Origin of the sequence: Duganella sp. Leaf61, assembly GCF_001421905.1 — a bacterium.
GTDB lineage: Bacteria > Pseudomonadota > Gammaproteobacteria > Burkholderiales > Burkholderiaceae_D > Rugamonas > Rugamonas zoogloeoides.
In genome coordinates this window covers 225068-247905 of sequence record NZ_LMLM01000033.1, presented here as the reverse complement: position 1 = coordinate 247905, position 22838 = coordinate 225068, and the positions used below count along the sequence as shown (strand labels likewise).

Genomic DNA, 22838 nt, shown 5'->3' with positions numbered 1-22838 from the left:
TTTCCACTGCCCTTGAAAGCCGATGATCACACCTGATTTTGCTGTCCGCAATGCCGATACGCCCGTCACGCTGGCCAACTGCGCCGACGAGCCAATCCACATTCCCGGCAGCATCCAGCCGCATGGCGCGATACTGGTGTTCAACAGCGCGGCCGAACTGGTCTCGTGGAGCGCCAACGCCCACGCCATGTTGCAGTTGACGGTACCGATGGTGCTGCTCACGGCCCTGGCCGACCTCGGCCTGGCGGACGAAGTGCAGGAAAAAATCCACGAATGCATCGAGGACATGGACGGCGGTGAAGCCCCGGCCGCCATGGCGGAAACCCTGGTCGGTACCCAGGCCTTCGATTGCATCGTGCATGGCCACGAAGGCCTGGTCATTGTCGAATACGAATGCCGCGAACTGGCCACCGACAGCGTGGCCACGTTCGCGCTCAAGGCCCATACCGCCATCGAGCGCCTCAAGCGCCAGAAGTCGGTGCCGGCGCTACTGAAGGCGGCAGTCGATCAGATCCGGCTGATTACCGGGTTCGATCGCGTGATGGCTTACCGCTTCCGCCACGACGACAGCGGCGAAGTGGCGGCCGAGGCGCGCACCGAGTCGCTCGACCCGTACCTGGGCCGGCGCTACCCGGCCAGCGACATTCCGGCCCAGGCGCGCCGCCTGTACGTGATCAACACCCTGCGCCTGATCGGCGACATGGGCTACACCCCGGTTCCCATGATCGGCCGCACCGGCGCGGCGCCGCTTGACATGAGCTACAGCGTGCTGCGCAGCGTGTCGCCGATCCATGTCGAATACCTGCGCAACATGGGGGTGGAGGCGTCGATGAGCATTTCCATCGTCATCAATGGCAAGCTGTGGGGCATGATTGCCTGCCACCACATGGCGCCGCGCCGGGTGCCGTACGCGATCCGCATGGCGGCCGATGTCATGGCGCAGGTGCTGGCGGCCTCGGTGCAGTCGCTCGAAACGCGCGAACGGGCCACCCTGGCCGAGCGCGCGGCCGAAGTGCGCACCCAGGTCATGCAATCACTGCTGCATTTCGATGATGTCGCCGCCGGCCTCACCGCGTGCGCCGCCGAGATTTGCGGTTCGTTGGGCGCCGGCGCGCTGGTGGTCATGCACGGCGGCCGGGTGGTCGCCCACGGCCCGGTACCGGCGGACGTGGTAACGGCGGCAGTGGCGTCGATGCAGCTGGAAGACGCCGACGTGGTCGAACGGTCGGCGCGGCGCGACTGGCCGGCCGGGCAGCAACATGGCTGCGGCAAATGGGTCGGCCTGCTGGGCTTGCGCTACGACGCTGCCGCCAACGGCTGGCTGCTGGCGCTGCGCGAGGAGCAGGTGGAACTGGTGCGCTGGGGTGGCAAGCCCGACAAGGAAATTGCCCACGGACCGCTGGGTCCGCGCCTCACGCCGCGCGGCTCGTTTGCCGAGTGGCGTGAAACCGTGTTCGACCAGGCCGAACCGTGGGAAGCCACGCGCCTGTCCATCGCGCGCCAGCTGCTGGCCGAAATGAACCGCGCGTCGGTCACCCGCCACGAACAGAACGACCGCGCCCGCGCCCAGCTCTTTGCCATCCTCGGCCACGACTTGCGCAACCCGCTGCAATCGATCAGCATGGCAGCCACGGTGCTGGAACTGGGCGGCTCCAAGGAAACCGCCGGCCGCCGCATCAAGGCGTCGAGCGGGCGCATGGAGCGTTTGATTTCGCAGGTGCTCGACATGAGCATGATCAACGGCGGCATGCGCCTCGGTGGCGAGGTCGTGGCAGTGGACCTGGCGCCCATGCTGGCCGACCTGGCCGACGAATTCCGCACCGCCAAGCCGAATATCGTGCTCAACCTGGACAGCCCGCCGCAAGTGCTGGTACCGATGGATGCCGACCGCGTGGCGCAAGTGGTGAGCAACCTGATCAGCAACGCCTACCACCACGGCAAGGTCGGGGAAACCATCGACGTGCGCCTGGTGCAGGACGACGCCGGCGTGACGCTCGAGGTGCTCAATGTGGGTGATGAAATCGCCGAAGAGACCGCGCGCACGCTGTACAACCCGTTCAAGCGGCTGTCGGCCAACAATGCCCGCAACAAGGGCGGCATGGGCCTGGGGCTATATATTGCGCGCCAGATCATGCTCGAGCACGGCGGCACCATCGAATACACGTACCAGGCACCGCATGTGCGCTTTACGCTGCATCTGCCGGCAACACCGGCAGCCCCTCCGGCCTAATTCACCTGCCACAACCCCGCCAGCAGCCAGCGCAGGTCGCAGTCGGGGTCGTCGCGGTAGCGCAGGAAGAAGCTGTCGGCCCATTCCTCGTCAAGCGGGGTATCCCATTTCTCGAAATTGGAAATCGGGTATTCCTCGCTGAACAGCAGCAGCAAATCGGTGTGCGCTTCGCGTTCGTTCGCGGCCAGGCCGCGATGCATGCTGAAGCGGACCAGTAAATCACTTTTTCTCATGTTCTAAAACCTGTGACGGCCGCAGGCTGCGCTCGAGCTCGTCGAAATTGGCTGGCTTGACCAGGTGGAAATCGAAACCGGCGTCGCGGGTTTTCTGGCGGTCCTGGTCGGAACCGTAGCCGGTATGGGCGATCAACCGGGTGAGGGCGAACAACGGGTCGTCGCGCAGCATGCGCGCCAGTGCGTAGCCGTCCACCTTGGGCATGCCGATGTCGAGGATGATGGTGTCGGGCCGGTGCGCCCGCGCCAGGGCCAGCGCGCGGTCGGCATCGTTGGCCAGGAATACCTCGTGGCCCATCACGCCCAGCAGTTCGCCCATCACTTCGGATGAATCGATGTTATCGTCCACCAGCAGCACGCGGCGCATGCCGGGCGCGAGCGTTGGATGGGCGGTATCGGGCGGCACCGGGGCGGATGCGGTCGCGGCGGCATCGAGCAGCGGCAGGATCAGCTCGAAGGTGCTGCCGTGATCGATGCCGGGGCTGCTGGCATGAACGCTGCCGCCGTGCATGTGCGCCAGCGTGGACACCAGCGACAGGCCAATGCCGAGGCCGTCGTGCACGCGGTCGTGGGCGGCGGCGCCCTGGGCGAACATATTGAAGATGCGCGGCAGGTTGTACGAGGTGATGCCGATGCCGTTGTCGTGCACCGAGATCGACACGCGGGCGTCGGCCAGGCGCGCCACCTGCAGCCGCACTTCGCCACCGCGGTTGGTGAACTTGGCGGCGTTGTGCAGCAGGTTGCCGATTGCTTGCGCCAGGCGCACCGGGTCGCCGTTGATCCACAGCGGCTCGGGCGGCACGTCCACCACCAGCCGGTGCTGGCGCGATTCGAGCATCGGCTGCGCGGTTTCCAGCGCAGAATCCACCACTGCATGCAGCTCGGTGCGCTGCAGTTGCAAAGTGAGCTTGCCCTGCGAAATGCGCGCCACGTCGAGCAGATCGTCCACCAGGCGCGACAGGTGCGCCACCTGGCGCACGATGATCTGGCGCGCCTTCTGGTGCAGCGCCACGTCGCCAGGCGCCACTTCGCCCATCAGCGCCACCGCGTTGCGGATCGGGCTCAGCGGATTGCGCAGCTCGTGCGCCAGCGTGGCGAGGAAATCGTTCTTGTTGTCGTCGGCCGCGTGCAGCCGGTCTTCCATGTCGCGGCGCTGGGTGATATCGCTGGTGATGCGGGCGATGCGGTAGGGCACATCGGCAGCATCGCGTACCAGGAAGGCGCGGTCGCGTACCCAGCGCACGCCGCCAGGCACGGTCAGGCGGTATTCCTCGTCGAACGGTTCGCCGGCGCCCGCCAGCTGCCAGCGCGCGGCGACGGCGGCGCGGTCGTCGGCGTGGATGGCGTCGAGCCAGTCGCCGGGCGCGCGTTCGAGCAGCTGCGCCGGCCGGTTCCACATGGTAGCGTAGGCATTGCTGACATACAGCAGTTCGCTGCCGTCCAGGCTGAACATCCAGAACACGTCTTCGATATTGTCGGTGAGCTGGCGGAAGCGTTCCTCGCTGTTGCGCAGGTCGGCCTGGGTGCGTTGCAGGCGCAGCAGGGCATTGACGTTGGCAATCAGTTCGTCGGCTTCGATCGGCGCGGCCAGGTAATTGTCGGCGCCGCCTTCGAGGCCGCGGATCTTGTCGTCGCGGCCGGTGAGCGCGGCCGAGGTTTGCAGGACCAGGATGGTGCAGGTGTCAATATCGGACTTGATCTGGCGGCACACTTCGATGCCGTTGATGTCGGGCAGCTTGACGTCGAGCAGTACCAGCGCGGGCAGCAGGCGGCGCGCCATGGTCAGTGCATCGGTGCCGTTGGCCGCTTCCGCCACATCGAAGCCGGCGCCTTGCAGGATGCGGGTCTTGACGTAGCGCGCACCGTCGTTGTCGTCGACGTTGAGGATCAGGATGTCACTATTGCTCACAAGCGGTCTTTCAGAGAAATGAACAGGCTAAGCGTCCGGCGCAGCACGCGGCAGGTGCAAGAAGAAAGTGGACCCCTCCCCGCTGGTGCTCTCCACGTCCACCGACCCGCCCAGCAGCGTGGCCAGCTTGCGGCACAGCGGCAAACCGAGGCCGGTGCCCTTGACCTGGCGTTGCAGCGGATGCTCGATCTGGGAAAATTCCTCAAAGATCAGCAGCAGGTTGTCGGAACTGATGCCGATGCCGGTGTCGCTGACTGCAAAGGTAACATGGTCGGGGCTGTCGTTGGCGCGCAGCTCGACGCTAATCTGGCCGTGCTCGGTAAATTTGAGTGCGTTCGAGATGAAATTGCGCAGGATTTGCGCCACCATGCCTTCGTCCGACAGCAGCAGCGGGCCCGGCGGCGGCATCACGAACACCAGTTCCACGTGCTCGTGGTGGGCCAGCGGACGCAGCATGCCCTTCAAAGCGCTGAACAAATTGGCGACGTCGATTGGCGCCACCGTCAGTTCCACCTTGCCAGCCTCGATCTTGGCCAGGTCGAGCAAATCGTTGACCAGTTCCGACAGGTCGCTCGCGGCGGTGGCAATGAACTGCACCTGCCGTTCCTGCTCCACCGTCAGCTCGCCGTCCATGCGGTCTAGCAGCAGCTTCGACAGCGCCCGGATCGAACTGAGCGGCGTACGCAGTTCGTGGCTGGTGTTGGACAGGAAGCGCGATTTCATTTCGTCGGCCTTGCGCAGGCGCTCGGCTTTTTCTTCGACCTCGGCGTACAGCGCCACCACGCCGCGGTTGGTGTCTTCCAGTTCGTGGGTGAGCGAGATCAGGTCTTCCTGGCGGTCGCGCAGCTCGGCCAGCGCCATGGCCAGCTCGCGGTTTTGCTGTTGCATTTCCGCCACCGTGTTTTGTACCGGGCTGGCAGCGAGTTCACCGCCCAGTTGCAGCAGGCGATCGCGGTCGATGTGCTGGCGCGGCCCCAAGGCTTTGAGCATCAATACATGCAGGCCATGTTCGGGCGAGCCTTGCACGCTGCACTCGTCCATCAGGCGATGCGCGGTGGCGACCGCGTTGTTCAGCTGCGACTGCGGCGATTCGCCCTCCACGCCGGACACCAGTTCGGTGGCGCGCACCGGGTCGCCGTCGGCACGGATGGTAACCACCAACTGCTGCTGGGTGCCAGAGGAGTCAAGCGCGAACACCGCGCGTCCGCGCGCCAGCCGGCTCGAGGCGCAGCGCGCCACCTCCGAGACTGCCGTGGCGATCCGTACCTGGTCTTGCGCGCCAAAGCCGAGCAGGGACGAGATCTGGCGCGCGCGCTGGCGCACTGCCACCACGTCCGGCTCGCTGTCAATGCCTACTTGCAGGATACGGGTCTGCGGCATCATGCACGCTCCGGCACGCGGTAAACCAGCACGCTGGCGTCGTCGCGCTGGCGCGCAAAGTCGCGCAGCAGCACGGCCGCCACCACCGACGGATCGCACGCCGCCAAACCCGGGTACTGGTCCAGGTCCCACTGGGTGCCGATGCCGTCGGTGGCCATGATCACCAGTGCGCCGGGGCCGCATTCCACGGTAAATTCCTGCACCTTGCGCATATTGTTGCCGACGATGCCGTTGTACGACGCCAGCTGGCGCCGGCCGCCAGCGTCGATCACGCAGGCGCTGATGTTGCCGATCCCGGCAAAGTGCAACTGGCCAGTCGGCGCGTCGAGCAGCCCCAGCGCCAGTGCCGCACCGCGCGTGTTGCGCAGCGCCGCGTGGCACGCCTGGATCTGTTCGGTCGGGCGCAGGCCCGGCTGCAGCGTGACCGTGGCAATCGCGGCGGCGGCGGCCTTGGCCGCCTCCGGCCCGTGGCCCAGGCCATCGACCATCAGCAGCGCCGTGTGCTGGCGCGCGGTCGCTACTGCCCAGGCGTCGCCATTGGCGGTTTCGCCGGCCAGCGGCAGCGAGATGCCGCCGCTGGCCAGTTGCAACTCGGGCGACGGCGTGCGCCACAGGCGCATGAAGAATACCGCGCCCTTGCCGCGCGGGGCATACACGTCGAACTGGTCGGATAGCCGGTGCAGCGCACCGAGGCCGGTGCCGGCGGTGCCGGCGCTCGAACTGCCGTCGCGCAGCGCTTGCGCCAGGTTGCCGATGCCGGGGCCGGCGTCGTACGCCACCACGTCGATGCCGTCCATGTCGCCGGTATGCACGGCAGACAGCACGATGGTGCCATCGCCGGCGTGCTTGAGAATGTTGGTGGCCGCTTCGGTGATCAGCAGGGCCAGCTGGCCGGCACGCACCTCGTCAAAACGGCCATTGGTGGCCAGCAGCTGGCCTGCGCGGCGGGCGGCAGCAATGTCGCTGGCGTGGGTGATCGTGATCCAGGTGGAAGTCTCGACCGATTGATTTATTTTTTCCATTTAACAATGGCTACTGCCGTACCTTCTCCGCTGCGGGAATCTATGTCGAACTCGTCGACGAGGCGCTTGGCCCCGCCCAGTCCCAGTCCCATGCCGCCACCGCTGGTATAACCATCGCGCAGCGCCTGGGTGATATCCGCGATGCCTGGGCCGTCATCGGCAAACACCAGCCGCAACCCCTGGCGCAAGCCGCTGTCGAGCACCTGCGCCAGCACCATGCCGCCGCCGCCATACTTGATGGTGTTGCGCGCGAGTTCGCTGGCAGCCGTGACCAGCTTGGTCTGTTCCACCAGGCTCAGCTTGAGTGCAAGCGCGTGCTCGCGCACCAGCTTGCGCACGCCCACCACGTGTTCGTCGGTGTGCAATGGCAAGGTCGTGCCGCTGGTCACGCGCGCACCCGGCTCGGTCAGCAGGGACGAGGCGAAGCGCACCGCATCTTCGGCGCCGAGCGCGTTCATCGCTTGCCGAGCATGACCATGCCCTTCTCAACATTGAGCGCGGTCTTCACGCCGGGCAGGGTCAGGCCCAGTTCGACCAGCGTGATCGCCACCGCCGGCTGCATGCCGACCAGCACCGTCTGGGCATCGAGCACGCGTGCCATGGCAGCGGTATTGCTGATCATGCGGCCGATGAAGGAATCGACCAGGTCCAGCGACGAGATGTCGATCAGCACGCCTTTGGCGCGGTCGCTGACGATGCGCTCGGTCAGATCGTCCTGCAGGGTCATGGCCAGGCGGTCATGCATGTCGACCTGGATCGACACCAGCAGCAGGTCGCCGATACGGAGAATGGGGATCCGTTCCATGCTGGCCTCAGGCGGCGATACGGGTGACGCGCGCGCCCACGCGGGCCAGCGCCACTTCGAAGGCATCGGCCAGGGTGGCCTTGGTCATCACGTCTTCCAGGTTCACGCCCAGGTGGACGATGGTCTGGGCGATCTGCGGACGGATGCCGGAAATGATGCAGTCGGCGCCCATCAGGCGCGCGGCAGCGATGGTTTTCAGCAAGTGCTGGGCCACCAGGGTATCGACAGTCGGCACGCCGGTGATGTCGATGATGGCAATCGCGGCGCCGGTCTCGACGATTTTTTCCAGCAGGCTTTCCATTACCACCTGGGTGCGGGCGCTGTCGAGCGTGCCGATCAGCGGCAAGGCCAGCACGTCCTGCCACAGTTTGACCACCGGCGTGGACAGCTCCAGCAGTTCCTGCTGCTGGCGCACGATGATCTGGTCGCGGCTCTTCTGGAACACTTCCACCGTGTACAGGCCCAATTGATCGAGCAGGGTGGTGGAGCCCCACAGCGCGTCGGCCAGCACGGCCGGCTCGGCGCTCAGCGCTTCGCGCAGCGCGGCAAACAGCGACTGCTTGAGCGAGAATACAAAGGTGGCGGTTTCGCTCGGGGTGGAGCCTTGCTTGGCGCGCTGGTTGGAGATTTCCGCCAGCAGGTTGCGCACTTCGTCCCAGGCGCGGCCTTCGATGTTTTCGGTGCCGCCAGTGACGGTGGCTTCCGGCAGCAAGCCCAGCAGTTGCGTGCAATGGCGGCGCAGTTGATCGGCGACGGCAGCGTCTTTACGGAAGGACAGACTGTTGAGATGACCGATCCACGCCTCGAGGATCTGTTGTTCGTGTTCTTGTATGACGGCGCCAAGGCGGCGTGCGGTGTCGTTCGAGCTCATCAATTCCCCAATCAACTTTAGATTTATTTCCTGTAAGTATAACAATTGATCAAAATCTACGTTTTTATCAATCGTGTGCAACCTCAAAGCTTAGCCACTTTTCAATCTTTCGACTAGGGCATAGCTCAGTAAAATCATGTAATTTGGAAAATAAATGCTGCGCGTGCAAATTCGCGTGCTTTGTCGTCGTAACGTCAGACAAGACTGCTAAGATTAAGTTTCCCTTAATTTCAAGCCGGATACTGTTGGCGCGGCTGTCGTTGCCATCGCTGGCCGTGAGGGAGTGGACAATTAAAAATAGGGAGTGCAAGTGGTCAGTGAATCAGTTTTGGCAGCGTCGGTGCAACGGGTGTGGTTCAATCGTGCGTTTTCGTCGGTGTATACCGCCATCAGCCTGATCCGCGAAGCGGACCGGGAGCAACGTTATCACCTGATTTACTCGCACGTCGCGCCGGCCACTGCCGGCCAGGTTGCGCACCAGTTCGAACTGGAACCGGCCGGTCTCAAGGGTGACGAATACGTCGAATGGTGCCTGGCGTTCTGCCGCCAGCACGCGGTCGATATCTTTGTCACCGGTAAAGAGGCACGCCTGATCACGGCAGCCGGCGAGCGTTTTGCCGAGATCGGCGTGCGCGTGCTGTCGGCAGGTTCTGCCGACACCTTGCAACTATTGCATGACAAGGCCCGTTTCTACGCCACGGTCCAGTGCCCGCAGGCGCCACCACCGGAAGCAATTGCCGTCCACACCCTGGCCGAGTTTGATGCCGCCTACGCCGAGCTGCGTGGCCGCTACAGCAAGCTGTGTCTCAAACCATCGCAATCGATTTACGGCCTCGGCTTTGCCCTGATCGACGAGCAGCGCAGCTGCGCCGAGTTGCTGATCGCCGGTGTGCAATACACCATCGGCCTGGCCGATTTACGTGCCGGTCTGGCGCTGCTGCCCGAGTTTCGCACCATGCTGGTCATGGAATATCTGGAAGGGCGCGAGTACAGTGTCGATTGCGTGGGCGACAATGGCAAGCTGGTCGTTGCGGTACCGCGCAAAAAGCCGCAATCGTCGTCGGCCACCGGCCAGCGCGTCGACATGCATGCCGACATCCTGGCCGCGTGCGCCACGCTGTCCGAACATTACGGTTTGAACGGCTGCTTCAATGTGCAGTTCCGCGAAACCGGCGATCAGCCGCGCCTGCTGGAAATCAATCCGCGCATGTCGGGTGGCATCAGCATGGCGTGCGCGGCCGGGCCGAATTTGCCGTATATCGCGCTGGCCGGCTTCGATCGCGGTTTCGAACACGTCGAGATCGCACCGGTGCGCAATGGCGCGCGCGTAACCGAAGTCTCGATCGCCATGGAGCTGTGATGAAGCGGCTGGCTGAAAACCTGGCCATGGCCTTTGCCGGCCAGGACGGCGATAACTTGCGGGTGGTGGATCTGCCAACCGGCAAGCTCACCGTCTCCGCGCGCGCTGGCGCTTATCCGCTTGACGCGCTGGTGGGTTTTGCCGCGCGCGCCAACGCCAAGCGCGGTTTCCTGTTCGTGAGCAAGGTGCTGGGCAAGCACTGGCCGGTGCGTCCGAGCGCCATGCGCGGCCTGCACCAGTCGCTGGCGCGCGATTTGCCGCTCGATTTGCCGGGACCGGTACTGTTCATTGCCATGGCGGAAACCGCCGTGGGCCTGGGGCAGGGGGTGTTCGAGGCCTGGCTCGATGAAGACGCCGACCGCGAGGCGCTGTTCCTGCACACCACGCGCTACCGCGTGGGCGGCGGCCCGCTGATCGAATTCGAGGAAGCGCACAGCCACGCGCCGCGCCAGTTCCTGCACATGCCCGACGATCCTGCGCTGGCCGCCAAGTTTGCCCAGGCGCGGTCGATCGTGCTGGTCGATGACGAGGCCAGCACCGGCAACACCTTTGTCAACCTGGCCGCCGCCTGCCGCGCAGTGGCGCCCGCCATCGAGCATGTGCACCTGGTGACGATTACCAATTTCATGGGCGAGCAGGGCACCAGTCAATTGCTGGGCCGCTTCGGCGTGCCGGTGACCCACAGTGCCGCGCTCGAAGGCGCGTTCGCGTTCGAGGCCGGCCAGCTGGACACCGGCGCCGCACCGGCCCAGCGCTATGACGCCAGCGCCGACCGTGGTGCCAGCGCCGCATTTGGCAGGCTGGCGGTGGACCATGCGCTGGCGTTGCCGCCGGCCCTGGCGGCCGGCCTGCTTGACCAGGTGCAGCTGGGTCAGCGCGTGCTGGTGCTTGGCACCGGCGAGTTCATGCATCCCGCTTACCTGCTGGGCCGGGCGCTGGAAGAGATGGGCGCCGACGTGGTGGTGCAATCGACCACCCGCTCACCGATCCTGGTGTGGGGCGCGGTGGCCAGCGCGGTGACGTTCCCCGACAACTATGGCGAAGGCGTGGCCAATTTCATCTACAACGTCGCGCCCGGCCAGTACGACCACGTGCTGGTCTGCCACGAAACGCCGCCCACGGCAGCGTTGCACGAGCTCGCTGGCAAGCTGGGCGCGCGCCTGTTCCATTTCAAGTCGGAGAAGCTGGTTGAAGAAATTCCTGTTCGTTGACCTGGACGATACCTTGTTCAGTACCCTGGGCAAATGCGCCAGCCAGGCCGAGCTGCGCCCGGCCGCCTATTACTCGGACCAGTCGGTGTGTTCGTACACGACTGCGCGCCAGCGCGCCTTTCTGGCGCTGATGGACCCGGCCACCACGCTGATCCCGGCCACCGCGCGCCACCTCGATGCGTTCGGCCGGGTCGATCTGCCTTTTAACAGCTACAAGATTCTCAACTTCGGCGGCCTGATCCTCGGACCAGACAATCAGCCGGACCCGGCATGGCTGGCGCAGATGCGCACCGACATGACGATCGCGCTGCCCGGCCTGAACCAGGCGGCAACCGTCATCAACGCCTGGTGCGAAGAGCAGGGGCTGGCCTCGCGCGCACGGGTGGTCGAAGACGGCGGCGTGCCGTATTACACCTTGATCAAGGACGTGGACAAGCAGGCCGAGCGCCTGGCGCCGATCGAACACGAAGCGCTGGCGCCGTGGCTAAGTGGCGCCGGCAGCGGTTTTTATGTCCACCGCAACGGCAACAACCTGGCCGTACTGCCGCGCACGCTCGACAAGGCGGTGGCGGTGGAATATGTCACGCGCCTGCTGCGCGCCGAGCATGGCGAGATCCTGACCCTGGGCATGGGCGACAGCAAGTCCGACGCCCGCTTCATGGCCGCCTGCGATTACGCCATCATCCCCAGCAACACCCAACTGGCGGCGTTGACGGTGGCGGCGCTATGACCGACGCTCCTTTTTCCGGCAGCTACCAGGCTGGCGACGTGCAGTTTTTGCTGCGCCAGTTGCCGGCGCAGCAGTTCACCAGCGTGGCCGACAAGGAAGCGCTGATCCAGTCCGGCCGCAAGCATTACAGCGAGATGCTGTCGCCCGAATCGCTGCCGTCCGGGCGTTACTTGCAGGTATTCGAGGACGCGTGCGCGGCCAACCTTGCGCAGATGGCGCGCGATTGCCTGGCGCTGGCCGGCATGATCGCCGACCGCCGTGCAGGGGACGTCACCGTGGTGTCGCTGGCGCGGGCCGGCACGCCGGTCGGCGTGATCGCCAAGCGCCTGCTCGAGCAAAGGTTCGGGCGCGGGGCCGTGCATTATTCGGTCTCGATCGCGCGCGATCGCGGCATCGACGCCGTGGCGCTGCGCCAGATCGTGCAGCACCATGCGTCCGAGTCCGTCGTATTTATCGACGGCTGGACCGGCAAGGGCGTGATTTCGCGCGAGCTGGCGCACTCGGTGGCGCGCTTCAATGACGAACATGGCACCGCCATCGACAGCGGCCTGTACGTGCTGTCGGACCTGGCCGGCTCGGCCGCTTGCGCCGCCAGCGAGGCCGACTACCTGATCCCGTCGAGCATCCTGAATGCCACCGTGTCCGGACTGGTGAGCCGCACCGTGGTGGGCGCGCCGGACCAGTTGCACGGTTGCGTCTATTACGAAGCGTTCGCGCCGCACGACCGCTCGCGCCAGTTTGTCGATGCGGTGACCGCCGCCGCGCTGGCGCTGGATGGGGCAGACTTGCCGCATGCGGCGCTGGACCGCGCAGCGGCCGCCGCCACCTCGCGCGCCTGCCTGGCGCAGCTGCAACAGGAATACGGCGTGGTCGACGTCAACCTGATCAAACCGGGCATCGGCGAGGCCACGCGAGTGTTGCTGCGCCGCGTGCCGCGCCTGCTGCTGGTCCGCGATCCGGCCAGCGCAGACGTGCGTCACCTGACCTTGCTGGCACAGGAAAAAAATGTGCCGGTCATCATCGATCAATCGCTGCCTTACCAGGCGGTATCCCTTATCAGGAGTGCTTTGGATGGCTAATTGGACGGTGAACAAGCCGATGGGCGCGTCGTTATACGTACCGACCACCCACAAGGATCTGCTGGAAATTGCCAACGGTATCAAATTGCCGAAGCTGCGCTCGGTGATCTTTTGCACCGAGGATGCGGTGGCCGACCGCGAGCTCAGTTATGCGCTGTTCAACCTGTCGGTGATGCTGGAAAACATGGACCCGGTAGGCTTGCTCGACCGCTTCGTGCGGGTACGCAATCCCGAGGTGCTCGAACGCGTGCTGGCCATGAAGGGTTCCGAACACCTGACCGGCTTCGTGATCCCGAAAGCCACGCGCGACAATTTCGATGCCTACTTCAAGCTAGTACGCCAGACCGGGCACATGCTGATGCCCACGCTGGAGACGGCGGAGGTATTCGACGAGCGCGAGATGGTGGCGTTCCGCGAACTGCTGCGCGCGCCGGGCGTGGTGGGACGCATCCTGGCGCTGCGCATCGGCGGCAACGATTTACTGGCGCTGCTGGGCATTCGCCGTCCTCGCAACATGACAATTTACCGCACCCCGCTGGGATCGGTGATCGCGCGCCTGGTCACCACGTTCGCACCGTATGGCTTTCGCCTGACGGCGCCCGTGTTCGAACACCTGGACCAGGATGCCTTGCTCGACATGGAAGTGCAGGAAGACCTGGCGCACGGACTGGTGGGCAAAACGGCAATCCATCCGTACCAGCTGCCGCTGATCGAAATGCATTACCGGGTCCAGCCGATCGACGTGGCAGCGGCGGTGCGGATCATGGACGAAGATAGTCCGGCGGTATTCAAGATGGGGAATTCGATGTGCGAAGTGGCCACGCATCGCGCGTGGGCGCAGACGGTGCTGCAGCAAGCCAATCATTTCGGGACGTATCCCGACAACAGCCTGGCGCCAAATTCGGATAGCTGAGAAGATAGTAAGAAGGTGAAGCTGGGGCAGGGGTGGCTATCCCCTGAGGTCAATCGAACATGCAGCCTGGCCGTCACTCGCTAGAGGGTGACGGCCAGGCATCACGCCAGGCTTAACGCGCTGGCGGCGGTGCTGCCGGGTCTGGCGTGGTGCCGCCCGGTGGCGTGGTCGTGGTGCCATCAGCCGGTGGCGTGGTTGCTGGCGGTGGCATGGTGTTGTCAACTGGTGGCGAGCCGGTCGGTGCCGTATTGGCCGGTGGCGCTACAACTTCAGGTGCCGGCGGATCAACTTCCTGCTTCTTGCAACCGGTAACAGCGGCGGCGGTCAGGATCAAGGCGAAAATAAACTTGGCTGGTGCGTGATGCTGTTTCATGTCGAGCTCCTTTTGGTGACAATCGAACTACAGTTTATGCATTCCTCAGCCCGTGCGCTATCGGCGCGCTTGCGGCTTGTTTGTAGGACTATTCAGCGGTCGCCTGTATCACTTCTTTCCTGATGGCATAGACTTTTGAGCCGGATACAGCGGCTGCTGGCCTGCCATCGCCGTTGATGGCGCCGGTAGCTTGCCAGCGGCTGCCTTGACGACCAGGTTGTCGAACCAGGCCATGCTCAGCTTGTCTTCATCCTTGTCTTTATGCGCCCCGGCCAGGATGCCGGCCATGCCGGCGCCGTACAGTTCGTCGGTGGCGGCAAGCTGCTGCTTGCCATCGACCAGCCCGGTAATCCGGTTGCCGGCAAAGCGCAGGGTCAGCGTATGCCATTGGCCTGCCTTCACGCCTGCCACGCGGCCGGCGGCCAGTTCCTTTTCGCCGCCCTCGGACGGGTCGTTCATGGCGCGGATCAAGGCCTGCTGCTCGGCGTCGCCGACCGCCTTTTTCTTGTCTTTCTTGCCGCGGATGGCCACCAGCCGCAACGCGCCATCATGTCCCAGTTGCAGGAAGTAGCCTTTCGGGATGAAGCCATAGCCGGTGCCGGCATGGTTGATGCGGCCCATGACAGCGGCCGATTCGTCCGCTTGCAGGTACACGTCCACGCTCGCTTCGTAGTCGCGCCAGGCGTCGCCGCCGATGATCGAATAGGGCTGCCAGTCGGGCGCCCACGAGATGGTGGGAGTCGGCGCACTCTGGCGCAGACAGGTGCCGGTGCGGGCCGGGCAGCGCGCCAGCTCGAAGGAACCGGCGATGTCGGCCAGGTAGCGCGGCTGGTGGCCCCAGGTGGCCGGCTGTGGATAGTGTTCAAACGTTTCGCGGTAAGGGAACGGGAACGATGCCAGCGTCGGCACGTCGGCCACGCCGCCTTTTTGCTGGCCGCGCGTGGTGGTTAGTGAATACACGGCGTGCGGTTCGAGCGTGAGCGTCGCCACGCCGTCGCGCACCACGGCGTCGGCCTGGCGTACAAAATGTTCTTGCTCGGTGGTGCGCCACACGGCCAGGTCGCCATCCTTCAAGCCTTTGACGTTCAGGCGCATCTTCTGTGCAGCGGGCGCGTCCTTGGTTTCGATGATCACGCTGTAGTCGCGCTCGGGCGAGGCCAGGGTGACGAAGGTGCCGCCGCCGGCCAGGTCGCCGCTGCCGCCCTGCAGGTAGGTCCAACCCGTCTCGGTGAACTGGCCGTAATGGGCATAGCCCCACAATACCGGGTTGACGCGGTAGTGGCCGCTCCACGGCCAGTTGGCGCGCACCATCGCCTCTTTTTCGCCCGAATAGGCCTGCATCGTGTACAGGCCGGCAATGCCGTACCAATTGACCACCTTGGTCACGCCGCTGCGCACGTAGTTTTCATTGAAGGACTGGACCATGCTGATCAGGCCGTCGTAGCCGGCCTTGTACACGTGCTGCTCGGTGTTCCAGATCGGCTTGCCCATGGCGGCCGCCTTTTGTTGCACCTCGACCGGCACCACCGACTTGGGCGGGTTGATGTGGGCGCCGATGACGTCGATGGCGTCGCGCAGTTGCGCATCCCGGGCCATGTCATCGACAAAGCGGAATTTCCATGGATCGGGCCAGTTGTCGAAACCTTGCAGCTTGACCCTGCCGAAATCGTTGGCATTGAGCGTGGCGCGCAGCGCCTTGGCGAAACCGTAGCTGGCGCCTTTCTCGTTGCGGATGCCGATGGCGTCGAACTCCATGCCGTACACGTTGCGCAAGCCCTTGAGCCAGCTGACGTAGTAGTTGGCCGTATCCTGCGAGAAGAACCGCGCATCGCCCTTGTAATAATCGCCCGTGCTCTGCTCGAACAGTTGGCCTTGCCGGCCCAGCCAGCCGGGCGCGCTCCAGGCGGCGCCGTCGAGCGTAAGTTTCGGATTGCGGCGCCTGGCCTCGCGCATTTCCCACCACAGGTAGCCGCGTTCGTAGTTCAGGTCGTCGCGGGCGTGCATATGGCTCGGCATCGAGCCCTGGGTGGCGTTGCCGTCGCCGGGAATTTCCACGTACAGGGCGCTGACCGACGCGCCGAATTTCGGCGTGAACACCAGGTCGAGGATTTCGCTGCGCTGCGGCTCCGGGTAGTCCTTGAGCAGCACGCCGGTGCCACCCCCGCCTTCGACAATGCCGATGCCGTCGAAGCGCGGCCCGCCGGCGGTGCCGTCGAGGGTAATGGTTTGTTCGGCCGGCTGGCGGCACAGGGTTCCGGGATCGATGCGGTCGGCCATCGGCGGCTCGGCGTCGAGCTTGATGCCCTGGCGGCGCGCCGTGCGTTCGATCACGGTGCCGCCGCCCGGCTCGGCGTAGGCAGGATCGGATTGCGCCTGTTGCAGCGACACGTAGCGGGCGCCGGCCGCATCGAGCCGTTGCAGCACGTCGGGCAGGGTCGCCGCGCTCCAGCCGCCCAGGTGCGTGAGCAGTACTTGCGGGATCACGCGGCCATACACGCGCTGCGAGTCGGCCTGCATCCTGGCGATGGCGCGCTCGACCGCCGCCAGGTACTGGCTTTTCATGGTCGTGATCGCGGCCTGGTCGCCGCTGGCCACGCAGCGCGCGTAGGCGTCGGTATAGGCCCAGTCGTCGAACGAGATGCTGACATCGGCCACGCGGTAGCCGCGTTCGCGCAGCCAGGCCAGCGCGGCTGGCCCGCGGGCGCCGCCGCCATCGAGGAACGGCAGGCGCAGGTAGCGCCAGTCGGCACCTTGCATGCGCTGCGCCACGGCAGCTTCGCCAGCCTCCACGTCGGCTTGCCAGGCCGCCAGCGACGGCGCCTGCGACAGGCCCAGGTGGGTAGCGGTATGGTTGCCGAGCGGGTGGCCGGCGGCGCGCCAGGCATCGAGCACCTTGGCGTCGTCGGCGGACCGGGCCAGCTTGCCGGCGTTGACGAAGCCGAACGCTTCGGTCACGCCATGTTGCTTGAAGGTTTGCAGGTGCGCGTCCACGATGTCCATCCGGGTCATGCGGGGCGGCAATAGGCCGTGGGCGGGCAGGTCATCGACGGTGACGGCAACGTCGAAGCGCTGGGCGCAGGCGGCGCCGGAAAACAGCAGGGCGGCCAGCAGTGGAGCTAGCAGTGAAGGAACTGCGGTGGCACGGGCGAAGGTCATGGCGGGCGATAGCGAAGTCGGAGGCAACCGCATCGTAATCGAAGCGCCGCGCCAGCGGCGCGCCGGCGCCGGAAATAATCAGCGCCGTGCGTGCGCGCCGCTTTATTCGCGTTCGATCGAGGCCCGGATCACGTGTTCGGCTGCCTGGTAGATATTCGGATCGCGCAGGATGTCGTATTGGAAGGCACCGCCCGGCGTGGCCATCAGGTTGCCGTCGCAATACACGCGGGCGTTCCAGTCGGCGCCGTGGCCCACGCTGTACGTGCCCAGGTAGCTGATGGCGCGGCCGTCGCGCTTGCGGGTAAAGGAGCCCTTGATCGGCCACTGGTCGAGCCAGTACGACGCCATTTCGGCCGCGTAGCGGTTGGCGCCGTCCACGGTGCCGAATTCCGCCAGTGGATACGATTGTTCATAGACCACGTCGCCGGCGGAGGACGCGCCGCGATAGATGCGGAAACAGGCGTAATAGCCGTTGTCCGCCGTGCGTTTGGGCGTGCAGACGATGTAGTGGCCTGCGTATGAGTAACTATGTGATTGCGCCATATAACCTCGCTAAGTGAACTGTTTGGCGCATCGCACCAAACCACCCGTAAGCTGCCTGGGCGATGTTTATAGAGCAAGAATAGCACAGGATTTCCTAGCAAGCCGGTTCAAACGTGCGCAATGGCAAAAATAATATTGCGACGCAGCATGATGCAGCTCTGCCAGGGATGCGCTCAGGGCAGGCGGCCCCGGTAGCTTTGCGGCGCCAGTTCCTGCTGTGGCGCCAGCGCTTGCAGGCGCTTGTACAGGACCCGGGTTTCCAGCAAATTCCACACGCGCAACATCGCCTCCAGCGTATCGAACGGCTTGGTAAGAAAGTCCTTGGCGCCCAGTGACAGGGCGCGGCGCTTGGCTTCGGCAGTGGCGTCGGCGGTGATCACCAGCACCGGGCGGAAATCGTAGGGATCGCCGCGGCGCTTGAGGCGTTCGAGCACGGCATAGCCATCGAGGTCCGGCATCATCAGGTCGAGCACGATCAGGTCGGGATCGAAGGCGGTGTACAGGTCGAGCGCGGTGCGGGCGTCGGTGGTGCCGACCACGTGGGTCAGGCCTTCGGCGATGAACATGTCTTCCAGCAGCCGCAAATTGGCGGGCTGGTCGTCGATGATCAGGATGCGTGAAGCGAGTACTTGATTTTCCATCATGTAGATTTTCCGTGAGAATCGAGCAGGGCGAAGAACGCCGGGATATCGAGTGGTTTGGCCAGGTGTGCAAAGTGTGCAATGTCATGATTGGCGTCGCTGCCCAATAGCACCACGGTGCCTGGCAGGGCCAGCCACTTGGCGTCGGCCAGGTTGGCTGCCAGCAGCACCAGGTCGGGCTGTTCGGCCTGCGCCACGGCCAGGCCTGCTGCGGCGTCGGCCACGGTGGTCACGCGCCAGTGCGGCCGGCGCTGGGCCAGCGTGGCCACCAAGGTGCGCGTGGCGGGGTCCGCTTCCACGCACAGCAGGTGGTGGGTGCTGGCGCTGGTGGCCGGTACGGCGGCAGCGGGCGCTGGCTGGTCTGCCGGTTCCTGTTGGTCGGCCTCGTCGGTGGCCCCGGCGTTGGTCGCCAGCGGCAAGGTCAGGGTGAAGCGGCTGCCGGGCCCCGGTCTGTCGTGCAGGATGACGTCGCCACCCATGGCCTGCATCAGCGCTTTCGAGACCGCCAGGCCCAGGCCGGCGCCCTCGGTCTTGCCGCGTTCGGCGCCGAGGCGGTCGAACGGTGCAAACAGGCGCGTGCGCAGTGACGGCGTGATGCCGGGGCCATTGTCGTCGATGTGGATGGCGGCCAGCTCGTCGCCGGGCGCCAGGTGCAGCGCCACGATGCCGTCGCGCGGGCCGTACTTGATGGCGTTCGACAGCAGGTTGAGCAGCGCCTGCAGCAGCCGCTGGCGGTCGGCCAGCACGGCCACCTCGATGCCGGCGTGGTCGTGGCGCAGCAGCACGCCGCGCTGGCGCGCCAGCGGCGCCATCAGCATCATCGCCTCGTCGAGCAGCGGCGCCAGCGCCACCGGCACGCATGCCAGGGTGAGCTTGCCGGCCTCGATGCGGCCGATGTCGAGCACCTCGTTGATCAAGGACAGCAGGTGCTGGCCGGCCTGGCGGATGTGTTCCGCATGTTCGCGTTCGCGCGGTTCGCGCAGGCCCGCTTCCAGCAGTTGCGCATAGCCGAGGATGGCGTTGAGCGGGGTGCGCAGCTCGTGGCTGGTGCGCGCCAAAAACTCGGTCTTGGCGCGGCTGGCCGCTTGCGCGGCCGAGGCGCGGCCGGCCAGCAGCACGCTGGCCTGGTGCAGGCGGTCGGCCAGCTGGCCCAGCTCGTCGGTGGTGGACGGCGTGGGCTTGAGCGGCAGATCGTTCGACAGGCGCTCGGCGTTTTCGGCGGCCAGGCGCACGCGCCGCACCAGCCCCAGGGTAAACGTGAGCGTTGCCATCGCGCCGGCCATGCCGGCGCCGATCACGATCATGGCCATCCACAGGTTGCGGTTCGATGCCTGTTGCAAGGTCAATGTGCGCTGCTCGACCAGCGCGGCCTCGCGCAGGTTCATCACGCCGATTTCGGTGCGTAACTGGTCGAGGATCTGCTTGCTGCTGAGCAGGTGTTCCTGCAACTCCGCCGTGCTGGCGTTGCGCTGCCCGCGCATCAGGTTCAGGCTGGCGAGCTTCTTGCGCAGCAGCGGCGTGATGCGCGCCAGGCTGGCCAGCTGTTCGGGATCGACGGCGCGCGCCTGCAGGCTGGCCAAGGTGGCCGGCAATTGTTCGGCAGCGATGTGGTATGGCACCAGGAAATCGTCGCGGCCGGTGAGCAGGTAGCCGCGCACGCCGGTGGCGGCTTCGGCGATCTGGGTGTGCAGGCGCTGGATATCGGCCTGGGCCTGCATGGTGCGCAGCATGTCGGCGGTGGCGGCAGCGGTATTGCGCTCGAGCGTGTAGCTGGTGGCGGCCGAGCCCACCAGCAGGGCCAGCGAAGCGACAATGATCGCCCCGCCCTTGAAGCCAAGCGACCAGTGACGCGGGTTCAGCCTTGCGAGCGCGCTCATGATCCGAGCCCGAGGTCGGCTGCACGCACGGCAGCCTGGGTGCGGTCGTTCAGGTCCAGCTTGTGCAGGATGCGTTCCACGTGCACCTTGACGGTGCCGGCGGCAATGCCCAGGTGTTCGCCCATGGCGGCGTTGGTCCAGCCTTGCGGCAGCAGGGCGAGGATTTGCAATTCGCGCGGGGTCAGCGACTTGAGGATGGCGGCCGCCTCGGTGGCACCCACGCGCGGCGCCGCCCGGCTGTTGGCCAGCGCCGCGCCCAGCAGCGTCGCCACCGCTTGCAGCGTGAGCAAATCGTCGGGGTGGGGCGGCGGCGCGGCCGTGGCGCAGAGCAGGGCCAGCATGCCGCGATGCTTGCCGTCCAAGCAGAGCGGCACCAGCACTTCGAGGCCGGTGCGCTGCTCGCGGCCGATGCGCAGCCCGCTGGGGACGTCTTGCCGCACCAGCGGCGCCACCGGCCCCGGCTGCAAGACCGTGTGCAGGGCCATGGCATGCGCCACGCGCGCCCCCACCGGCGGCACATTGCCGTGGCTGGCCGCCACGTGCAGGGCATCGTCCTTGAGTACCAGCAGCAAGCCATCGTCGAGCGAGAGGAAGGCCAGGGTCTTGGCCAGCACCGTGGCGAGCGCGGCGGGGCGCACGCCATCCCGGGCCAGCGCGCCGGCGGCGTCGGTGAGCAGGCGCCAGCGTGCAGCGCTGCTTTCGCTCTGGCGATAACGGGTGCGGACGGTGTGGGCGCTATCGGCAGGGGAAGGAGAGCTCATTGCATACAACCAGTTTCATGTGTGGAATGGCGGATTATATGCCACCCGGCATATGCCGCAACCCCCGGCCGGCAGATTTTTCAACGGCTCCGGTCCGCGATACTGACTTCATTGGCAGTCACTTGCTGCCGATGATCCTCAACTACATGGAGCACATAATGAAAAGAGTCCTGATCGCCCTCGCCCTCGCCGCCTCGACCACCTTCGCAGTCGCCGACATCGCGCCGAAGTTCTACAGCGGCGTCGTCACCGCCCCGGTCAACGCCCAGGAAGCGGAAATTGCCGCCCTGTTCGACAAATGGAATGCGACCCTGGCCACCGGCAACCCGGCCAAGGTAGCGAGCCTGTACGCCAGCGACGCGGTGCTCGAGCCCACCGTGTCGAACGAGGTGCGCACCACCCCGGCCGCGATCGAGGACTATTTCGTCAAATTCCTCAAGATGAAGCCGGTCGGCACCATCAACATGCGCCAGATCCGCATGCTGGGCAACGATTCGGCACTGGATACCGGTGTGTACACGTTCCGGGTGACGGTCGATGGCAAGCCGCGTGATGTGCAGGCGCGTTACACCTATGTGTACAAGAAGGTCGGCGGCGAATGGAAAATCCTGAACCACCACTCCTCGGCGATGCCGGAAGTGATCGCGGCCAAGTAACAAAAACGGAAAAAGCCCCGCAGTAGCAGCAACTACCCGGGGCTTTTGGTCAATAGCTGGAGAAAGCATGTTTGACTGCTGACGATGATAAATAGCGATTCTTAAGCCAATCTTAGCTGCACTGCACCATTTGTAAATTTTCAATCTTGAAGCCACTTTTTGTTGCGCCGTCCGGATGGTGTAGCATGTCGGGTGGCGCAGCGGGTGGGCGCATTTTGCCTGCCGCCGCCGGTACTTCAAGGAAAACCATGCAAATCAAAATTAACGACGTGTTGCGGGCCTACATCGAGCCGCTGACCGAGGCCGAGTACATGGCGCTCGAGCGCAGCGTGCTGGCCGAAGGCTGCCGCGACGCGCTGGTCCTGTGGCAGGACACCCTGGTGGACGGCCATAACCGTTATCAAATCTGCCAGGAACACGGCATCCCGTTCAAGGCCGTGGAAAACACCAGCTTCCGCGACCTCGACGACGTCAAACTGTGGATGATCGACAATAACCTGGGGCGCCGCAGCATTTCCGACTACCAGCGCGGCGTGCTCGCCCTGCGCAAGAAGGAAATCGTCCGCGCCCGCGCGCTGGAACTGGCTGCTGAGGCCGCTGCAGAAGACGCGGCCATCGCACCACCGGACGGCGAAGCCAAGCCCAAGCCTGCCGCCATGCCGCTGACCTCGCGCGAAGACATTGCCCGCGCCGCGCGCCTGTCGAGCGCCACCATCAGCCAGATCGAAAAAATCCAGAAGACCGCCACGCCGGAACTGGTGGAAGCCGTGCGTTCGGGCACGATTTCCATCAATGCTGCCGCCACCGTGGCGTCGCTGCCGGAAGATGCGCAGATTGCCGCTGTTGCCGGCGGCAAGAAGGAACTGCAAAAGGCCGCCAAGGAAGTGCGCGAACTGCGCACGGCCGGCAAGCCACCGAAGGAAGCCAAGGGTGCGCGCGAGGACGGTGAGCGCGATTACAATCGCAATCCCACCGAAGCGGACGAGCTGCGCCGTGAAAACGCGGCGCTGCGCGAAAAGAACGCGGCGCTGCTCGAGGAAATTACCGCGTTGCAGCGGCGCATTTCCGAACTCGCATCGAGCTGATCC

At 65.3% G+C, this 22838-nt stretch carries 21 protein-coding genes; 8 read left to right on the top strand and 13 right to left on the bottom strand.

Annotated features, from left to right (window positions below; genetic code table 11):
- Positions 1-22 precede the first annotated feature (22 nt).
- The gene (locus ASF04_RS26235; protein ID WP_056148528.1) at positions 23-2230 is read left to right on the top strand and encodes an ATP-binding protein; all 2208 of its coding nucleotides are present in this window, start codon (positions 23-25) and stop codon (positions 2228-2230) included.
- On the opposite strand, the gene ASF04_RS26230 is transcribed toward ASF04_RS26235, so the two are convergent.
- Genes ASF04_RS26230 through ASF04_RS26200 form a run of 7 tightly spaced genes read right to left on the bottom strand, consistent with a single transcriptional unit; the run spans position 2227 to position 8450 of the window.
- Positions 2227-2463 carry a hypothetical protein gene (locus tag ASF04_RS26230; RefSeq protein ID WP_156368781.1) on the bottom strand — a complete coding sequence of 79 codons (237 nt, stop codon included), beginning with the start codon at positions 2461-2463 and terminating at the stop codon, positions 2227-2229. The two genes, ASF04_RS26235 and ASF04_RS26230, sit on opposite strands and share 4 nt — an antisense overlap.
- Positions 2450-4372, bottom strand: a complete 1923-nt coding sequence (locus ASF04_RS26225; protein WP_056148524.1) for a response regulator — start codon at positions 4370-4372, stop codon at positions 2450-2452. Before ASF04_RS26225 ends, ASF04_RS26230 begins: the two co-directional genes overlap by 14 nt.
- Positions 4373-4399: 27 nt before the next feature.
- Entirely contained in the window at positions 4400-5755 is a 1356-nt protein-coding gene (locus ASF04_RS26220) for a sensor histidine kinase (protein WP_056148521.1), read from the bottom strand.
- Positions 5752-6774, bottom strand: coding sequence for a SpoIIE family protein phosphatase (locus tag ASF04_RS26215; RefSeq protein ID WP_056148518.1), 1023 nt, complete (start codon positions 6772-6774; stop codon positions 5752-5754). The genes ASF04_RS26220 and ASF04_RS26215 overlap by 4 nt, the downstream gene beginning before the upstream one ends.
- Positions 6762-7232 (bottom strand): anti-sigma regulatory factor, encoded by a 471-nt coding sequence (locus tag ASF04_RS26210; RefSeq protein WP_227012228.1) that lies wholly within the window; start codon positions 7230-7232, stop codon positions 6762-6764. The genes ASF04_RS26215 and ASF04_RS26210 overlap by 13 nt, the downstream gene beginning before the upstream one ends.
- Positions 7229-7579, bottom strand: coding sequence for an STAS domain-containing protein (locus ASF04_RS26205; protein ID WP_019920657.1), 351 nt, complete (start codon positions 7577-7579; stop codon positions 7229-7231). The genes ASF04_RS26210 and ASF04_RS26205 overlap by 4 nt, the downstream gene beginning before the upstream one ends.
- A gap of 7 nt (positions 7580-7586) precedes the next feature.
- A complete protein-coding gene (locus ASF04_RS26200; RefSeq protein WP_056148514.1) occupies positions 7587-8450 on the bottom strand; it encodes an STAS domain-containing protein in 864 nt (287 codons plus the stop codon).
- Positions 8451-8799: 349 nt separating this feature from the next.
- On the opposite strand from ASF04_RS26200, the gene ASF04_RS26195 reads away from it, so the two are divergent.
- The 5 genes from ASF04_RS26195 to ASF04_RS26175 are packed head-to-tail and all read left to right on the top strand — an operon-like array spanning position 8800 to position 13743.
- Positions 8800-9810, top strand: coding sequence for an ATP-grasp domain-containing protein (locus ASF04_RS26195; protein ID WP_307141818.1), 1011 nt, complete (start codon positions 8800-8802; stop codon positions 9808-9810).
- Positions 9810-11021 (top strand): phosphoribosyltransferase domain-containing protein, encoded by a 1212-nt coding sequence (locus ASF04_RS26190; RefSeq protein ID WP_082489030.1) that lies wholly within the window; start codon positions 9810-9812, stop codon positions 11019-11021. The genes ASF04_RS26195 and ASF04_RS26190 overlap by 1 nt, the downstream gene beginning before the upstream one ends.
- Positions 10999-11751 (top strand): HAD family hydrolase, encoded by a 753-nt coding sequence (locus ASF04_RS26185; protein WP_056148511.1) that lies wholly within the window; start codon positions 10999-11001, stop codon positions 11749-11751. Before ASF04_RS26190 ends, ASF04_RS26185 begins: the two co-directional genes overlap by 23 nt.
- Complete coding sequence (locus tag ASF04_RS26180; RefSeq protein WP_056148509.1) at positions 11748-12830, top strand: cysteine protease StiP domain-containing protein; 1083 nt, start codon at positions 11748-11750, stop codon at positions 12828-12830. Before ASF04_RS26185 ends, ASF04_RS26180 begins: the two co-directional genes overlap by 4 nt.
- Entirely contained in the window at positions 12823-13743 is a 921-nt protein-coding gene (locus ASF04_RS26175; protein ID WP_056148506.1) for an HpcH/HpaI aldolase/citrate lyase family protein, read from the top strand. The genes ASF04_RS26180 and ASF04_RS26175 overlap by 8 nt, the downstream gene beginning before the upstream one ends.
- A 112-nt stretch (positions 13744-13855) precedes the next feature.
- Here the strand turns inward: ASF04_RS26175 and ASF04_RS26170 are convergent, their stop codons facing one another.
- From ASF04_RS26170 to ASF04_RS26145, 6 genes are all read right to left on the bottom strand, one after another.
- Positions 13856-14116, bottom strand: coding sequence for a hypothetical protein (locus ASF04_RS26170; RefSeq protein ID WP_056148503.1), 261 nt, complete (start codon positions 14114-14116; stop codon positions 13856-13858).
- 108 nt (positions 14117-14224) lie between these two features.
- Positions 14225-17272 carry a polysaccharide deacetylase family protein gene (locus ASF04_RS26165; protein WP_056148500.1) on the bottom strand — a complete coding sequence of 1016 codons (3048 nt, stop codon included), beginning with the start codon at positions 17270-17272 and terminating at the stop codon, positions 14225-14227.
- A gap of 102 nt (positions 17273-17374) precedes the next feature.
- Positions 17375-17815, bottom strand: a complete 441-nt coding sequence (locus tag ASF04_RS26160) for a hypothetical protein (protein ID WP_019920665.1) — start codon at positions 17813-17815, stop codon at positions 17375-17377.
- A gap of 173 nt (positions 17816-17988) precedes the next feature.
- The gene (locus ASF04_RS26155) at positions 17989-18459 is read right to left on the bottom strand and encodes a response regulator (protein WP_019920666.1); all 471 of its coding nucleotides are present in this window, start codon (positions 18457-18459) and stop codon (positions 17989-17991) included.
- On the bottom strand, positions 18456-20333 hold the full coding sequence (locus ASF04_RS26150; protein ID WP_056148498.1) for an ATP-binding protein: 1878 nt from the start codon (positions 20331-20333) through the stop codon (positions 18456-18458). Before ASF04_RS26150 ends, ASF04_RS26155 begins: the two co-directional genes overlap by 4 nt.
- Positions 20330-21094, bottom strand: a complete 765-nt coding sequence (locus ASF04_RS26145) for a LuxR C-terminal-related transcriptional regulator (protein ID WP_056148495.1) — start codon at positions 21092-21094, stop codon at positions 20330-20332. The genes ASF04_RS26150 and ASF04_RS26145 overlap by 4 nt, the downstream gene beginning before the upstream one ends.
- Before the next feature lie 158 nt (positions 21095-21252).
- Here ASF04_RS26145 and ASF04_RS26140 point away from each other — a divergent pair, with 158 nt between their 5' ends.
- Entirely contained in the window at positions 21253-21750 is a 498-nt protein-coding gene (locus ASF04_RS26140) for an SgcJ/EcaC family oxidoreductase (protein WP_056148493.1), read from the top strand.
- 248 nt (positions 21751-21998) lie between these two features.
- The gene (locus tag ASF04_RS26135; RefSeq protein WP_019920670.1) at positions 21999-22835 is read left to right on the top strand and encodes a hypothetical protein; all 837 of its coding nucleotides are present in this window, start codon (positions 21999-22001) and stop codon (positions 22833-22835) included.
- The last annotated feature ends 3 nt before the right edge of the window (positions 22836-22838 follow it).

Bases quoted from the DNA above. Each gene is read 5' to 3' on its own strand.
- ASF04_RS26175 (WP_056148506.1), top strand. From the start codon at position 12,823: ATGGCTAATTGGACGGTGAACAAGCCGATGGGCGCGTCGTTATACGTA.
- ASF04_RS26160 (WP_019920665.1), bottom strand. From the start codon at position 17,815: ATGGCGCAATCACATAGTTACTCATACGCAGGCCACTACATCGTCTGC.
- ASF04_RS26230 (WP_156368781.1), bottom strand. From the start codon at position 2,463: ATGAGAAAAAGTGATTTACTGGTCCGCTTCAGCATGCATCGCGGCCTG.
- ASF04_RS26135 (WP_019920670.1), top strand. From the start codon at position 21,999: ATGCAAATCAAAATTAACGACGTGTTGCGGGCCTACATCGAGCCGCTG.
- ASF04_RS26220 (WP_056148521.1), bottom strand. From the start codon at position 5,755: ATGATGCCGCAGACCCGTATCCTGCAAGTAGGCATTGACAGCGAGCCG.
- ASF04_RS26140 (WP_056148493.1), top strand. From the start codon at position 21,253: ATGAAAAGAGTCCTGATCGCCCTCGCCCTCGCCGCCTCGACCACCTTC.
- ASF04_RS26155 (WP_019920666.1), bottom strand. From the start codon at position 18,459: ATGATGGAAAATCAAGTACTCGCTTCACGCATCCTGATCATCGACGAC.
- ASF04_RS26170 (WP_056148503.1), bottom strand. From the start codon at position 14,116: ATGAAACAGCATCACGCACCAGCCAAGTTTATTTTCGCCTTGATCCTG.
- ASF04_RS26205 (WP_019920657.1), bottom strand. From the start codon at position 7,579: ATGGAACGGATCCCCATTCTCCGTATCGGCGACCTGCTGCTGGTGTCG.
- ASF04_RS26145 (WP_056148495.1), bottom strand. From the start codon at position 21,094: ATGAGCTCTCCTTCCCCTGCCGATAGCGCCCACACCGTCCGCACCCGT.
- ASF04_RS26235 (WP_056148528.1), top strand. From the start codon at position 23: ATGATCACACCTGATTTTGCTGTCCGCAATGCCGATACGCCCGTCACG.
- ASF04_RS26165 (WP_056148500.1), bottom strand. From the start codon at position 17,272: ATGACCTTCGCCCGTGCCACCGCAGTTCCTTCACTGCTAGCTCCACTG.
- ASF04_RS26215 (WP_056148518.1), bottom strand. From the start codon at position 6,774: ATGGAAAAAATAAATCAATCGGTCGAGACTTCCACCTGGATCACGATC.
- ASF04_RS26190 (WP_082489030.1), top strand. From the start codon at position 9,810: ATGAAGCGGCTGGCTGAAAACCTGGCCATGGCCTTTGCCGGCCAGGAC.
- ASF04_RS26180 (WP_056148509.1), top strand. From the start codon at position 11,748: ATGACCGACGCTCCTTTTTCCGGCAGCTACCAGGCTGGCGACGTGCAG.
- ASF04_RS26150 (WP_056148498.1), bottom strand. From the start codon at position 20,333: ATGAGCGCGCTCGCAAGGCTGAACCCGCGTCACTGGTCGCTTGGCTTC.
- ASF04_RS26210 (WP_227012228.1), bottom strand. From the start codon at position 7,232: ATGAACGCGCTCGGCGCCGAAGATGCGGTGCGCTTCGCCTCGTCCCTG.
- ASF04_RS26200 (WP_056148514.1), bottom strand. From the start codon at position 8,450: ATGAGCTCGAACGACACCGCACGCCGCCTTGGCGCCGTCATACAAGAA.